Consider the following 13,200-nt stretch of genomic DNA (forward strand, 5'->3'; position numbering starts at 1 on the left):
AAAAGGACGATGTACAGCCATGGCACGCAAACCGAAGACACCGCCGCGGAAATTGCCCGCGATTCCCCAGGAGCTGATCGACCAGTTTGTAAAAGGCCCGATGACGGCCGAAGCCGTCCAGGATGCCGCGATGGCGTTCAAGAAGGCGCTGATCGAGCGGGCCCTGGGCGCTGAGATGGGCCACCACCTCGGTTACGCCACCGGCACGGAACGCCCGCCCGAGACCACGAACCAGCGCAACGGCCGCAGCGCCAAGACCGTGCTCACGGACGATGGCCCGTTGGCGTTGCAGATTCCGCGAGACCGCGACGCCAGTTTCGAGCCGATCCTGATCCCGAAGCACGAGCGGCGCTTCACGGGCTTCGACGACAAGATCATTGCGATGTACGCGCGCGGCATGACGGTACGCGATATCCAGGCATTCCTGCTGGAACAGTACGGCACCGAGGTCTCGCCGGAGTTCGTCAGCTCGGTCACCGATGCCGTGATGGACGAGGTGCTCGCCTGGCAATCCCGGCCGCTCGAACCCATGTATCCCGTGGTCTTCTTCGATGCACTGCGGGTCAAGATCCGCTCCGACGGCCTGGTACGCAACAAGGCGGTGTACCTCGCGCTGGCGATTCTGCCTGACGGCACGCGCGATATCCTGGGCTTGTGGATCGAGAACACCGAGGGCGCCAAGTTCTGGATGAAGGTCTTCAACGACCTGAAGACACGTGGCGTGCAGGACGTGCTCATCGCTGTCACGGACGGCCTGCAAGGCATGGAACAGGCGCTGGGCGCGGTGTTCCCGCAGACGACGCTACAGACCTGCATCGTACATTTGATCCGCAGCAGCCTGGATTACGCGAACTGGAAGGACCGCAAGGCGCTCGCCGCCGCGCTCAAGCCGGTGTACACGGCGCCCAGTGCCGAGATGGCGCAAGCCGAGCTGGATGCCTTCGACTGTGGCGAATGGGGTCGCCGTTACCCGACGGTGGCTGCGTCCTGGCGACGGGCCTGGGAACGCGTGATTCCCTTCTTTACGTTCCCGCCGGCCGTACGCACGGTGATTTACACCACCAACGCCATCGAGAGTGTGAACGCCAGTCTGCGCAAGATCATCAAGACGCGCGGTCACTTCCCAAGTGACGACGCAGCGACCAAGCTGCTATGGCTGGTCCTGCGCAATATCACCGCCGACTGGAGCCGTGCCGCGCACGACTGGAAAAGCGCCATGAATCAGTTCGCGATTCTGTACGAGGAGCGCTTCACCAGACCCTATTTCTGATTTACGATTCATGCGCTGCCCGGAACACCACGGGCAGCTTCACTCGCCTCGCACACAAAAATCCTGACAGGCCCCTCGATCGCTTGATACAGCGATTTGGGGCACCGTCACCCATTTGACGTCTGTGCCATTTTTTACCCTCACCAGGCTCAACGCCTTCTGATCGTCGCTGAAGTACGGACGCTTGCCGTTCTCAACGTCTTTTTCCAAGAAGGACGATCTTATTTTCGTCAGTTCCTCGGCGTGCTGTACGTTATTCCGGGTGATGACGATATTTTTTAGAAGTTCAAACTCGACGCCGGAAGCGGCGAAGCTTATGCCCAGGCGGTCCTCGAACAGCACCCGATACCCCTCGATGAATCCATTTTTTTTGAAGATTTCATCGACAGGGTCGTTTTTTAATCGGGTAATGCATAGCAACTCTTCCCACGTTTTGAAGAACGCCTTCAGCGTGCCGGACAACATCGTGACGCACGAATAGCCCAGGACGTGCAGGGATGTGTCCGCCTCTAACCATTCGTAGTTGAAGGGCGGCTCGCCGTCTTCGCTGTACGGTGGTACAAATGGTTCTTCCTGCGCATCGATCAGCCGTTTCCGTTCGATGAATGGTCCGGCCGACATCGCGTAAAACTGTCGGATAAAGTGCACTCGCTCTTTCAGAAAGACTCCGACTTCCATAGAAATCTCCTTTTTTGACGCCTTTCCCTTGCCGACGTTTTGTTCCTACACCGACTTTTCCGGTTGGGATCCCTGGCCGCCAGATAAATGGGTTGCGAGCGCGCGAATGGCCACTGCGTCGAGGGCTTCGCGAGAATCCAAGTGAGGAATGTAAGCCTTCGATCTCGCACCCCGATCGAAATACACGCCGGCCTGTTTCTTTTTGAGGGCGTCCGCGATTTCTGTTGTGATTTCCAGGTCCTGCGAAAAGAGGAGCTTGGATTGTTCGTCACCAAGCAGGTGGGCGAACACCTCAAGTCGGTATTTCCCCGCCACGTATTGGAAGTTGTTGTCGTCGTCAGGCGTCAGAAAATGGTGTTCTGCCCCGATGCCGGTTTCGCCAACGTAGAGCCCACTGCCACGAACCAGTTTCTGGTCACCATGTACCCAGATGTTGAAGCTTTGATGGGTCTCATTGCAATGGAGTTCGACATGCATGCTTTCGACGATTCTGCCGCGTTTCGAGGTGGCGAACAACAGGGTCCGGAGATAGACCTTCGGAAGTTGCGTTGCTCTTCCGGGACGAGGTGCGTCCGGGCCAAAGTAGATGACGGTCGGTGGCGTCATCCTAACCGTGCCACGTCGAAAAAGGGTTAGCCAGGCGGTGGTGGCCGACACGGCAAGTGCGAGAACGGATACCGTGAGGGAGACCGGGTCCACCATGTCATTTTCTCGTTTATTGGTTGAGCACTGCGAAGCCGGCAATAGGCTTCACCGCGCTTCGTTGATGTTTGCTTCGATCGAGCCCGCCGAGTTGAACAAGCAGGTGATGTCGTATTTGAGTTTGGTGTTGTACGAGTTCCGCGCGGTGAACGTCGAGCGCACCCGGGTGTTTCCATTCGCACCATCGGACACGGCTGCGAGCAGGCGTGCAAAATCGACGGTGCTCGGGTGCGCCGCATGCGCCTTGGCGTAGTCCTCGCACATCCCAATGGCACGACCGTGGTCGATGTTCGTCGGGGCCTCGAACTGCTTGGATGACCGCACATCCGCGACCGTGAAGTTCACATTGAACGCCTTCGCACCTTTCCCGCACGTAACATAAAACGCTGGCCTTGCCTTGGTGCTTTCCGATGTGATGTAGGCAGACGTCGGGTCGATGTCGCCGCACCGGGCGTTCTCGCGGTGAATCCGGTTCACCCCGTCGATGATGTCTTTCTTGTAGGGGCGTGTCACGTCGTCAAACAGGAAGTCTGCTTCCGTGTAGATCTTGACTCCCTTGGCGTCTACCTGTGGTTTTCGGAGTGCCTGAGTGGGGATCCATCCGATGTACGTGTCGCTCAGCCATTCCGGATCGGTCACCTGCACGCGCGACCAGATGCCCATGGTGCATTGCTCGGTCACAGTTGTGGTGCCATCGACGTCCATGTACTGCGTTGTATGGCTGAGGGCCGTGGCCTTTTCGTTGATGAGCTTCGCTGCCCCCGCCTTGGGAGATGCGAGCAACGGCACATCTTGCCCATTGATGCTATAACTCTTTCCCGAGGGGGTGCTTCCCGGGCCGCAGGCGTCCGCTGTCGCAGCTTGAGCTGCCAACCCGAACAGGGTCGTTACGGAAAAGGCCAACAACAAGGCAATACGTTTCATGAACGTCTCGTAAGTGAAAGGGTTACGACTGCTCGCACTTGCTGACCATGTACACCATTTTGCCGCCCAGACACTTGTCCAGGATAGCCAGGCCATCGGCGGCGGGGCTGGCATCCACGTTCATGGAGTCCCGGGGCAGCTCCTTTAAATCGTTCCCCACCGGCAGTGCCCAGCCCTTCTTGGGATGGTACTTTTTCTCGACGATCGCGCCGGCATGGGCATCCGCGTAGGCATCGTCATGCCCCTGATCGAGGAACTTCCGGTACGCCACCTGGTAGTCCTCGTTGAAGTCCACGTCGCGCTGGGTGATCAGCCGTGACGCGTCCGCCGACGTGACCGTCCACGTCTTGTGGTCATCCCATACCGTGTGGTCAGGGTTCGGACTGTAATACGTGTGAGCGGCAACGCGGTAGATGTCACCGTGCGGCTGGTGGATCTCCTGTCGCATGATCTTCACTTCAACCGAGTCTGCTCCGTACGACGCCAATTTTTTTGCGATCGCTATGGACGTTGCCGCCCATTCGGCCTGGGTACCGCCGGTCACACCGGCTTCGACGTCAGCAACCTTCAACTTGCCCTTGTACAAATCGCTGAACGACGCGCTTTCGATGGTGAAGGGCAGGGCTTTCACGGTCGGGGCGCTAGGATTGGCCGCGACGGTCGACGCCGTGGCGGATTTTGGTGTGTCTTTGCTGCTGTCGTCGCATCCTGCAACGATCACACATACGGCCACCCCAGCCACAAACAAAGCCCTCATTTGTTTCCCCCGTACATTCTTATTGTTGTAAGCATTGTAACGGTAATCGTGTCGCGGCAATGACCACGATCAACGGCGCGAGCGCCTTTGCCATTTGGGGCGCTACCGCGCCGGCCAATGCCTACGGCCCGTTTTAGAACGGGGTATGGGGACCGCTCGCGGTGGGAGGAGGCCACGCAGCCCTCACGGGCGGGCACCGTGGGTGCGGTCTCGTTGTCCATCGTCGGACTGTGCCAGGGCACGCCTCGGCGCCAGCGGTATCCAGCGGACCCGCCGCCGCAGGTTCAGGGCGCGGAGGGGGGGCGAGCCGCCGGCTGGTTGTGGCCACGGCCAGCCCATGATCGACGATCGCGTGACTAGCTTGCCCGTGGGCACGGACCGCTGGCACACTACCACCACAACAACCATCTTGGATCAGACATGACCAACGACAACGAAGACGATGCGGGCGCCACCGTTGAGGGGAAGTTGGGCGACGTTTGGGAGGACACGCTCATCATCGCATTTCGGGACCTCCAATGGCGGCAGTGGCTCTCCGACCTCAAAGAGGCCAGGAAGCATGGGGACGAGAAAAAAGTTGCCGAGTTGGATTTATTGGGCCCAGACGATTTGCACAAGCTTGACGGCAATGCGGAATCCCTCTTTGGGGATGTCCTGACCAAGCGCGAAGGTCGGTACTTCGTGCTGGAGTTCAAGAGTGCACGGTCGGAACACAAGGCTGAACATACCAAGACCATGTTCAATAAGGTGAGCAACTACCTGGTTGCGGCGGAGGAGCCGGCTCGGGCCCGGCTTATCGAGCTGTCCACGCCGTGCCATTTTGGGGTCTTCGGAACACGGATCGTAAGGGGCGAGGCGAACCGCCCGACCCTTGAGCAGAACGTCGTAGGATCATCAACGCCAGCGATCTTGAACGCGCCGCGCATGGGCAACCTGGCCATCGAAGCGCATAAGTATCTCGACTGGATCCACGTTAGAAACCGCGGGTGGCTGGCACTGAAGCCGAACGAGTTGGTGACGCAGCCCGAGATGCGCCAACTGTATATTAAAGCCCTGAGGATCATTGTGGGCATGAGCCCATCCCTCCGCGCAAAGATGGAAGGCATCACGGATTCGATCTATTCGCCCAAACGGCGCGACCTGGCGTCGCTCATGTGGGGCGAGGAACATGAGCAGGCCGGCGCGGACGCGAAGATGTACATCGAGTACCTGACGCTCCTGACGGAAGTGGTGGGAGGGGATCTGAAGACCCCCATCACGCTCCTGGCGGTCGTCGGAACGACGATTTACTACTGGACCACCTCGGTGGCCAACCTGCCCCACACGCTGAACTACTGGAACCAGCTTTCTAAGAAAGTTCATGAACAAACCGCCGCGCAACGTGTGGCCGCCCAGGGTGGACACAAACCATCAGCGCGTTCTACAAGAACGTTCCCCTGACGCTTGAGGTCGAGGCCAACGACGACATCGTGGCGATCGACAAGCGGGCTCGCCGCAAGGTCATGAAGACCTACGACGATTTGGTGAAGCTCAACTTCTTCTGGTAGCAGCAGTCCACGGGCCAGGGCGTGCCCCGCAACCCAGACCGGCCGTGGCTGGACGCGTTCCTTGATAAGGGCTGGGTGCGCCTGGTCCGTAATCTATTTGCCTAGCACGGACCAGGCGCCGGTCGACGACGAGTAAGCCTAACCACTAGGCTGTCGGGCCAACGGTCGCTTCGGCGGCCGTTTTTCGTACCGAGGCGTGGTTGGGCTGGGGGTGTTCACTCTTTGCTTGTAGAATCGTGCGGATCCGTTCCACCGCCACGCCGGACCATGATCATCGACGAGACCAAAATCACATCGTTCCAGAGCATCATCGCCGTGGTGCTGCGCGAGCTGCGCGTGGCCCAGCGCATCCACCAGGCGGTGCTATCCGACCATTGCAACAAGCCGTCGTCCTTCTGGGAGAAGGTTGAGGCAGGTAAGACCCAGCTCGACCTCGACACGTTGCTACGGGTGTGCCGTCCCCTCGATGCCTTGCCGTCCGCGGTCATTTCGACGGCGGAGAAGTACCGCTGGGCTATGGAGCAGCGAGGTTGGTCCGTCCTGCTGTCGAACATCGGCAATGCCGATGCGCTGATGGACCTCGCACCGAAGTATTGGGCCTCGCCTGGCTACCGGTTCTGGCTTGCCAGCGCGTGGGTGGGGTGTACCATCCTCGACACGCCCACGTTCTTCGACAACGGCTGCGGCAAAGGTTGGCACGGTCTGGCGGCGGTCTTCGAGTTCGCGGTCGACGAGGGCTTCCGTGCGATGCAGCTCGACGAGGAACGCAATCGCCCGTTCATCGGCCCGCTGAAACCTGGTTTCAACTTCTGAACGTCGGACATGGCTGATCAGGTAGGCATCCCGCGTACCTTGCGCTGCCCCCAGGGGAACGCCAAGTGCCAGGTGTGATACCGCGTTCCAGGTTTCGACCACGATGTGATCAGCCTTGCTCCATTCGTCGTCGTTGCCGCCCGCGCAACTGGCGACGCCGTTCGGACCGTTCAAACCACCCATGGTGTCGGTCACAAAGGGGCCCCAAAGATGCTGAAGCAACGTCCATTGCTTAAATGAGTAAACCGTCGTTAGCTATGAACGCGGCACGGCGTCCACCTCTTCTGCTGGCTCGCATACGAACTCTCCGACATCCATGCATTCACCCCCCTCGCAGTTCTCCCACGGCACGCAACGCTCTGCACCGCATTCGTTGAAAGCCGCCGGTCTCGCCTCTTTCCGACGCATAAGCCGTTCGTACCCAAGGGCAAGGGTTCGCTGCGCTCACGCCGGCACCCGGTCCCTTCGGGCTGCGGCTTGGTCGTGACCCTGGCCCTTGGTTCCTGATCGTCTTGAATATGCGCCGGGCGAACACCGACAGCAGACCTTCAACGAACAGGAGCAACACCATGAGCGCAGCGATCCAGAACCGCTCGAACAGCAACGGCAACGTCCTCAAAGACGGGCTCCCCCAACTGCAGATGGTCAACGGCGTGCACGTCCAACGCCTTGATGAGGCAACGCTGGAACGTCATGGACTGACGGGGCCGGTGTACATAACCCCGAGCGCGGCGGTAAGCGAAGGGCTGGACCAGGCAATGGCGTGATTCGGTCAAGAACCGGATCGAATGTTCGAAATGGGGGAGACGGCGGAGATGGGCGGCGGATTCGAAGCGCTGTACGACCAGGACCAGAGTAAATCGATTCTGGATGACGGAGCTTTATTTATCTTGATCCGTAAGTATTGAGAAAGGAACGCGGGGCTCTCGCCCCGCACCCTAACCGATTGGGTTTGAAACCGACCAGGATATTGACGCGTGTAAGGGACCACAAACTCTGAGCAAATCGCAATACGGCGGGGACAATCCCAGTCCCGTGCCGAATACCGTTGGTGGCATACGTTGTTGTACTATTGTGAACGACACCAGAAAAACAAGTGGTCGGTGCGGATCGTCGTGACCGGTGTCTTCGGTTCGCACCATGCACGAATCTCTACCAATCCAATGTCCGCCTGACGCTGTACGTTAAATATCCAATCCAATGGTTCCATGAAGAAAATCATCGCATTGTTCTTTGCATTGACGAGTGTTTCCGCGTTGGCTCAAACCACGTTTCTTGGCATCCCATTGGACCGGCCATTCCCCGGTGATATCCACGAATGTCCAAAGCAAAAAGATTTTAATATGGTTGATCAGTCGCGGATCAAGAGTTTCGGCCTATGCTTCATCCAAGAAAGAGACAGCCAATACAGTGTGTATAACTCGCCAGATCTAGGCATTCGGAATACGTTGATGGTCGAAACGTACGATGCTGTACCACTGGACTTCAAAATGATTTTCAGCAAGGATAAGTTCGGCCAGGCGGTGGCGATCTTTACCCGTCGATATGGCAAGCCGGACAAGTCGTACCAAGAAACTGCCCGAACCGGGTCCGGCCGGACGTTTGATTCCCACACGTCCATTTGGAATCGACCAGACGTGAACGTACGACTTGATGAGGTCGGCGCGGACGTTCGTTGGAGCGATGCGACAATCGTGAACGTCCGGCAACTTAAAGAGAAGTTAAAGCGCCAAAAGGATGAGGGAGACGCGGCGGCAAGCAAGCTTTGACGCGTATGCTCAAGCACCCGCCGCGCGGGACTGATCTAATCAAACCGGGCACTCCCTCGTTGCTACGCCTGTGTCCGCCCGGCGTGGATCTCCGACTGTATAGCTGACGTCCAACGGATCGACATGTCCTCTCTGACTTCGCGGGATCGGCGCCTCCTTGAACCATTCCTTGATATGGAAGGAGGCTACGTACTCAACTTCTCGTCTCCAGGGATGGAAGATTTTTTCAGGGAGCAAATCGGCGTCAACATCGGTGACGAAAAATATCAGTTCAAAAGTTCGTCTAAAGCTAATCGGATGAGGGCTTTCTGGGTTCTGGAATCAGATGCTATGGTCGCCAAAGCTCTCGACGCACTCATCGAGTGGGGCGACGAGTTTCAATGCTTGAAAGGGGATAAGGCGCAACGTGCCTCCGTACAGCAGATCATCACGCGGCTGAAATCCAGCAGCCCCATCCCCGAAGTCGACGCATTCACCGCGAGCGTTAACGCCCTGGACTTTCAAGCTGCGTCAAAACACATTAAAGCAGCGATCGACGCCAACGAACCGGCCACGGCGCTCGATCGGGTCCACGTCTTTCTCATGAAGTTCTTGCGTACGCTTTGTGAGAAGCGCGGCATCGAGGTCACCAGGGACAAGCCATTGCACAGTCTGATGGGGGAGTACGTCAAGCACACCAAGGCAGCAGGGCACCTGGAAAGCCAGATGACCGAGCGCATCCTGAAATCTGCCATCGCCAACCTGGAAGCCATGAACACTGTGCGCAATGAGCAGAGCCTTGCGCACGACAATCCCATGCTGAACCACGATGAAGCGGTGCTGATCGTCAGCCACGTCGGTGGCCTGGTGCGGTTCATGAAAAGTTTGGAAGCAAAAATAAAAGCAAGCAAACCATGACAACAACGCAAAAAACAGCAAAGCGGGGCGAGTTCAACGCCAACTGGCCTATCCCCGATGAATACCTTCTAGAACTTGGGCGGATGATTTCAATGTGGGGCACGTTGGAGTCCGGCACGGCCTTCGCCATCTCCAAGCTTGCTGGATACGATTCACCGATGGATCCACGAGGCTTGACGATGGTAGCTCACAGTAACTTCCAACAGCGCGTGGACATCGTAAGTTCGTTATGCGGGCAACTGGCGGATGAGTTTCCCCACCTCAAAGACTACGAAAAGGCCATCAAAATGATCAAGGCGGCGCAAACAGGCCGAAATAAATACGCGCACAACGCTTTAAGCGTCGATGAGGACGGTTTGGTCAAAATCGCATTTATGTCGGCCCGCGGAACCTTCAAGACGAGCGTGGAAGTCGTGCGACTTTCCGAGATCAAGGAGGTAACCGCCAAGATCCACGAGGCAGAACTGGCCCTGCACAATCTCATCACTGGCGCAAACCATAAGCCCCTGTGGGAGAGGTAATCTTGCGGGCGGACGTGCCTAGGGCGTCTGCGCACCAAACAATGGGTTGGTTTTAAGTCGTTCAACGTACTCGCGACTTTTCTTAAGCAAGACGCTTGCCTCTCCCTGCTCTTCCTTGATCAACAAGCTCAGATTCCCGAAACTGCACAGATGAACGAGGTGCAGGTCGTCCCAAAAAGCAACGATTGCATCGCAGAACGCGTAGAGCAATTTATCCGGGAAAGTAATCGATGAAAAGCCGAGGACGCCGTTACGTTGCAGGGTGAGATTGCGAAGGGGTTCGGGCCAGAAATCCGGACGCTCATGAAAAAGCTTTTTGACAGCGTCACCGTCGCCATGCCTGCACGCGTTAGCGACCGTTTCCATCAACGAAAGGACTCGATAGCAAGGCAGGTCATTCAGGGCTACCCCTCGAAACCGTTGAACGACGTCCTTCAGCTTCCAAAGATTGTCTTTGCGAACTCTTGCCTTCAGCTTTTCCAAGGCGAACGCAACCGCCAAGGGTTCATCGCAACGTTCGTCGGCGTCTTCGAAGAAAAGATAGAGTTCAATGATGACGTCTGGCTCATCATTGGCAACTTGATGAAGGGAGTCAGAAATCCAGGAGCGCAGGGCACGCTCAAACACAGCATGGGTCGAAGGGCAAAACGACTGCAAGGTGGTTTTCCGCAGTTGCTGCACTTCGACCTGACGGTAGGCTTCGGTGGTGTCTCCTGGTTTGGTGAACGTCGCGATCTCTTTGTCGAGTGCATTCAGCGACGGCTGTATCACTTTTTCCTTGAACAAGATCACAGGACCAACGTGCATTGGGATGAACACGTCAGCCAAGCGTTTATGTTCCCACTTGCAGTTGCCATGATCGAGCATGACGATGGGCTTCGGTTTTCGTGCCGTGATGTCTGCCGCTACCTCCGGTTCCTTTGATCGGTCCATTCTGTAGATTTCCTCCTCGCCTGGAAGTTAGACTTTACGCCAACCGAATGTCAATGTCGCAACAAGGACTGGGGAAATATCGGAGCGGCACCGAATCACCACCGTGTCTGAACGCAAAGGCGTCAGCAGTGCAAAGGCGTGACAACTACTCAAACCGTCACCAACGGCAAAAACCGCTCCAAAACGCAACCCCCGAGTTTGCTCACGCATCGGGCTGGTAGCAACCGAGTGTTGCGGCAAAAAAAGAAACCCAAAACTGGGACACTACCGCGTCATCCGTACCCTTGCGGGCGCCCAGAAAGGGAAGCAGTCGATCCTACCAAGGCGATATCGAGTCCGATCTATACCAACGGAATGCATGTCGGCCGTTCGTCAGAAAGACCGAAAATACTTGGCTTTAACTATTGCACAGTGCGAGCGTTTTGCTATGTTGGATCCATCGGTGCTGCACGTCGCAAGCACCGCACCTATCGGAGACATGGCATGTACACCACCTTGACGAAAACCGAACTGAATGAACTTCTGAATGCAACGTCGGCACCGGACTCGATGATTTACGTCAGCATCAATGCTCGCTTGGGAACGCTGAGCCTTTCGTTGACCAAGGTCGTAGCAACGACGAACTACAAAATCCTGGCGAGGCTCGGACGGCACGTGTATAGCTCCTTCATTGCTAGTACCAAGACCACGTGCGTCGAATACCGGAACATCGACACATTCAGTCCGGGAGGCAAGCAGTATGGGTGGGGCGCAGAAGTCATGACGGACGGTCGAGACGAGGTGTTGAAGAGCGATTGGAACGACGCGGCGTTGATTCTGGCACTTCCCATCGAGGAAAAGGAAACGCTCTTGAAGCTGGTCCGGCGGTTGTCCGGTGGGCGTGCGAAGAAATACAAGACCATCAGCGCCGCGGCGGCAGCGCGTGGTGTCAACGCTAAGCGGGCACGGCAGGGCATGTATGGGAGGGCGTCGGGGGACGTCGAAGTTTGGTCCGACGATGAAGGCGACTTCGTATTTGCAAGCGAGGGCTGGCGTCGTTGATCATCGTTGCATCTCTGTAGCATGTCCCACCTATCACGGTGGGATTTTCGTTTCTGGATCAAACTCACATAACTTGAGGACGCTACCGCGTCAGAGCGTACCCGTCCGGGCGTTCATAAACGGGTATGCTGTGCACGAGCGTAAGCGCCCGGCGATCCCATCTTGACGCCAACTTCAAGCCGCTGTGGGCGTCCAATTATGCGGCAGCAATTCATCGATATTGCGTGCGAGATGCGTAGGCAGCCGCGTGAGGACGTCTTTGAGGTAGACGTAGGGGTCATGCCCGTTGAGCTTGGCCGACTGGATCAGACTCATGATCGCCGCCGCCCGCTTGCCCGCACGCAGGGACCCTGCAAATAGCCAGTTCTTGCGCCCGACGGCCACTGGACGGATTTGGTTTTCCGCCCAGTTATTGTCGATCGGCACCTCGGGGTCCTCCAAGTAGCGCGTGAGCGCCTCCCATCGCCGCAGGCTGTAATCGAGTGCACGCGCGATCGCCGAACCTTCACTCACGCGCCCACGCTGCTGCATCATCCACGTATGCAGTGCATCGGTAATCGGCCGGCTTTGCGTTTGCCGTCGCTCGTGGCGCGCCGCGGGCGGGAGATCGCGTACCGCCTGCTCAATCTCGTAAAGTTGCGCGATGATCTTCAACGCCTCCTCGGCAATCTGGCTGCGGCTACTGGCGTGCAATTCGTGGAACTTGCGCCGTGCATGCGCCATGCAGCCGATTTCCGTCACGCCCTGGGCGAACGAGGCCTTGTAACCGCCGAAGTCGTCGCACACCAGCTTGCCTTGCCACTCGCCCAGGAAGGCGCGCGCATGTTCCCCGGCCCGGCTCTCGGCGAAGTCGTAGACGACGCCGCGCATCGCCGCGAACACGCTCGGCGTGTAGGTCCATAGATAGGCGCGATGCGTTTTGCCTTTGCCCGGCATCAGCATTGCCACCGGTGTCTCATCGGCCTGAAGCACGGGATGCTGTACGACCCGCTCGCGCAATGCTTCTACCAGTGGCTGCAGTTGCACGCCACAGGCGCCGATCCATGCACCCAGCGTCGAACGAGGAATCGCATGGCCCGCACGTGCAAAGATGCTTTCCTGACGGTACAGCGGCAGATGATCGCCGAATTTCGCGACCAGCACATGGGCGAGGAGTCCCGCCGTCGGGATGCCTTTGTCGATGACGTGTGCGGCTACCGGTGCTTGCGTCAATGTCGCGCATTTCGCGCACGCCCACTTGCCGCGGATATGCCGCTCGACCGTGAACACGCCTGGCGTGTAATCGAGCTTCTCGCTCACGTCCTCGCCGATGCGTTTCAACTGGCAGCCGCATGGGCACAGCGTCGAG

Annotated in this window: 14 protein-coding genes; 8 read left to right on the plus strand and 6 right to left on the minus strand. The window is 57.8% G+C overall.

Going from position 1 to position 13,200, the window contains the following annotated elements:
* Positions 1-19: 19 nt before the first annotated feature.
* Complete coding sequence (locus OVY01_RS22540; protein ID WP_267849886.1) at positions 20-1,270, plus strand: IS256 family transposase; 1,251 nt, start codon at positions 20-22, stop codon at positions 1,268-1,270.
* Positions 1,271-1,309: 39 nt separating this feature from the next.
* On the opposite strand, the gene OVY01_RS22545 is transcribed toward OVY01_RS22540, so the two are convergent.
* Genes OVY01_RS22545 through OVY01_RS22560 form a run of 4 tightly spaced genes read right to left on the minus strand, consistent with a single transcriptional unit; the run spans position 1,310 to position 4,331 of the window.
* Positions 1,310-1,948, minus strand: coding sequence for a hypothetical protein (locus tag OVY01_RS22545; RefSeq protein ID WP_267849887.1), 639 nt, complete (start codon positions 1,946-1,948; stop codon positions 1,310-1,312).
* A gap of 45 nt (positions 1,949-1,993) precedes the next feature.
* Positions 1,994-2,650: a hypothetical protein gene (locus OVY01_RS22550; RefSeq protein WP_267849888.1), complete on the minus strand. Its 657-nt coding sequence runs from the start codon at positions 2,648-2,650 to the stop codon at positions 1,994-1,996.
* Between the two features lie 48 nt (positions 2,651-2,698).
* Positions 2,699-3,574 carry a hypothetical protein gene (locus OVY01_RS22555; RefSeq protein ID WP_267849889.1) on the minus strand — a complete coding sequence of 292 codons (876 nt, stop codon included), beginning with the start codon at positions 3,572-3,574 and terminating at the stop codon, positions 2,699-2,701.
* Positions 3,575-3,596: 22 nt separating this feature from the next.
* On the minus strand, positions 3,597-4,331 hold the full coding sequence (locus OVY01_RS22560) for a hypothetical protein (protein WP_267849890.1): 735 nt from the start codon (positions 4,329-4,331) through the stop codon (positions 3,597-3,599).
* 420 nt (positions 4,332-4,751) lie between these two features.
* On the opposite strand from OVY01_RS22560, the gene OVY01_RS22565 reads away from it, so the two are divergent.
* The 6 genes from OVY01_RS22565 (at position 4,752) to OVY01_RS22590 (ending at position 9,878) form a co-directional block, all read left to right on the plus strand.
* Entirely contained in the window at positions 4,752-5,771 is a 1,020-nt protein-coding gene (locus OVY01_RS22565; RefSeq protein WP_267849891.1) for a hypothetical protein, read from the plus strand.
* Between the two features lie 374 nt (positions 5,772-6,145).
* Positions 6,146-6,691 (plus strand): helix-turn-helix domain-containing protein, encoded by a 546-nt coding sequence (locus OVY01_RS22570; RefSeq protein ID WP_267849892.1) that lies wholly within the window; start codon positions 6,146-6,148, stop codon positions 6,689-6,691.
* A gap of 569 nt (positions 6,692-7,260) precedes the next feature.
* Positions 7,261-7,458: a hypothetical protein gene (locus OVY01_RS22575; protein ID WP_267849893.1), complete on the plus strand. Its 198-nt coding sequence runs from the start codon at positions 7,261-7,263 to the stop codon at positions 7,456-7,458.
* A gap of 441 nt (positions 7,459-7,899) precedes the next feature.
* Positions 7,900-8,460 (plus strand): hypothetical protein, encoded by a 561-nt coding sequence (locus OVY01_RS22580; protein ID WP_267849894.1) that lies wholly within the window; start codon positions 7,900-7,902, stop codon positions 8,458-8,460.
* A 123-nt stretch (positions 8,461-8,583) separates the two neighbouring features.
* On the plus strand, positions 8,584-9,357 hold the full coding sequence (locus OVY01_RS22585; RefSeq protein ID WP_267849895.1) for an abortive infection family protein: 774 nt from the start codon (positions 8,584-8,586) through the stop codon (positions 9,355-9,357).
* A complete protein-coding gene (locus tag OVY01_RS22590) occupies positions 9,354-9,878 on the plus strand; it encodes a hypothetical protein (protein ID WP_267849896.1) in 525 nt (174 codons plus the stop codon). Before OVY01_RS22585 ends, OVY01_RS22590 begins: the two co-directional genes overlap by 4 nt.
* An 18-nt stretch (positions 9,879-9,896) precedes the next feature.
* Here the strand turns inward: OVY01_RS22590 and OVY01_RS22595 are convergent, their stop codons facing one another.
* Positions 9,897-10,811: a hypothetical protein gene (locus tag OVY01_RS22595; protein WP_267849897.1), complete on the minus strand. Its 915-nt coding sequence runs from the start codon at positions 10,809-10,811 to the stop codon at positions 9,897-9,899.
* 483 nt (positions 10,812-11,294) lie between these two features.
* On the opposite strand from OVY01_RS22595, the gene OVY01_RS22600 reads away from it, so the two are divergent.
* Positions 11,295-11,852 carry a hypothetical protein gene (locus tag OVY01_RS22600; protein ID WP_267849899.1) on the plus strand — a complete coding sequence of 186 codons (558 nt, stop codon included), beginning with the start codon at positions 11,295-11,297 and terminating at the stop codon, positions 11,850-11,852.
* 174 nt (positions 11,853-12,026) lie between these two features.
* On the opposite strand, the gene tnpC is transcribed toward OVY01_RS22600, so the two are convergent.
* Positions 12,027-13,200: IS66 family transposase (tnpC, locus tag OVY01_RS22605; RefSeq protein WP_267849900.1), on the minus strand; the 1,174-nt coding region annotated here is incomplete at its 5' end.

Source organism: Robbsia betulipollinis (genome assembly GCF_026624755.1).
Classification (GTDB): domain Bacteria; phylum Pseudomonadota; class Gammaproteobacteria; order Burkholderiales; family Burkholderiaceae; genus Robbsia; species Robbsia betulipollinis.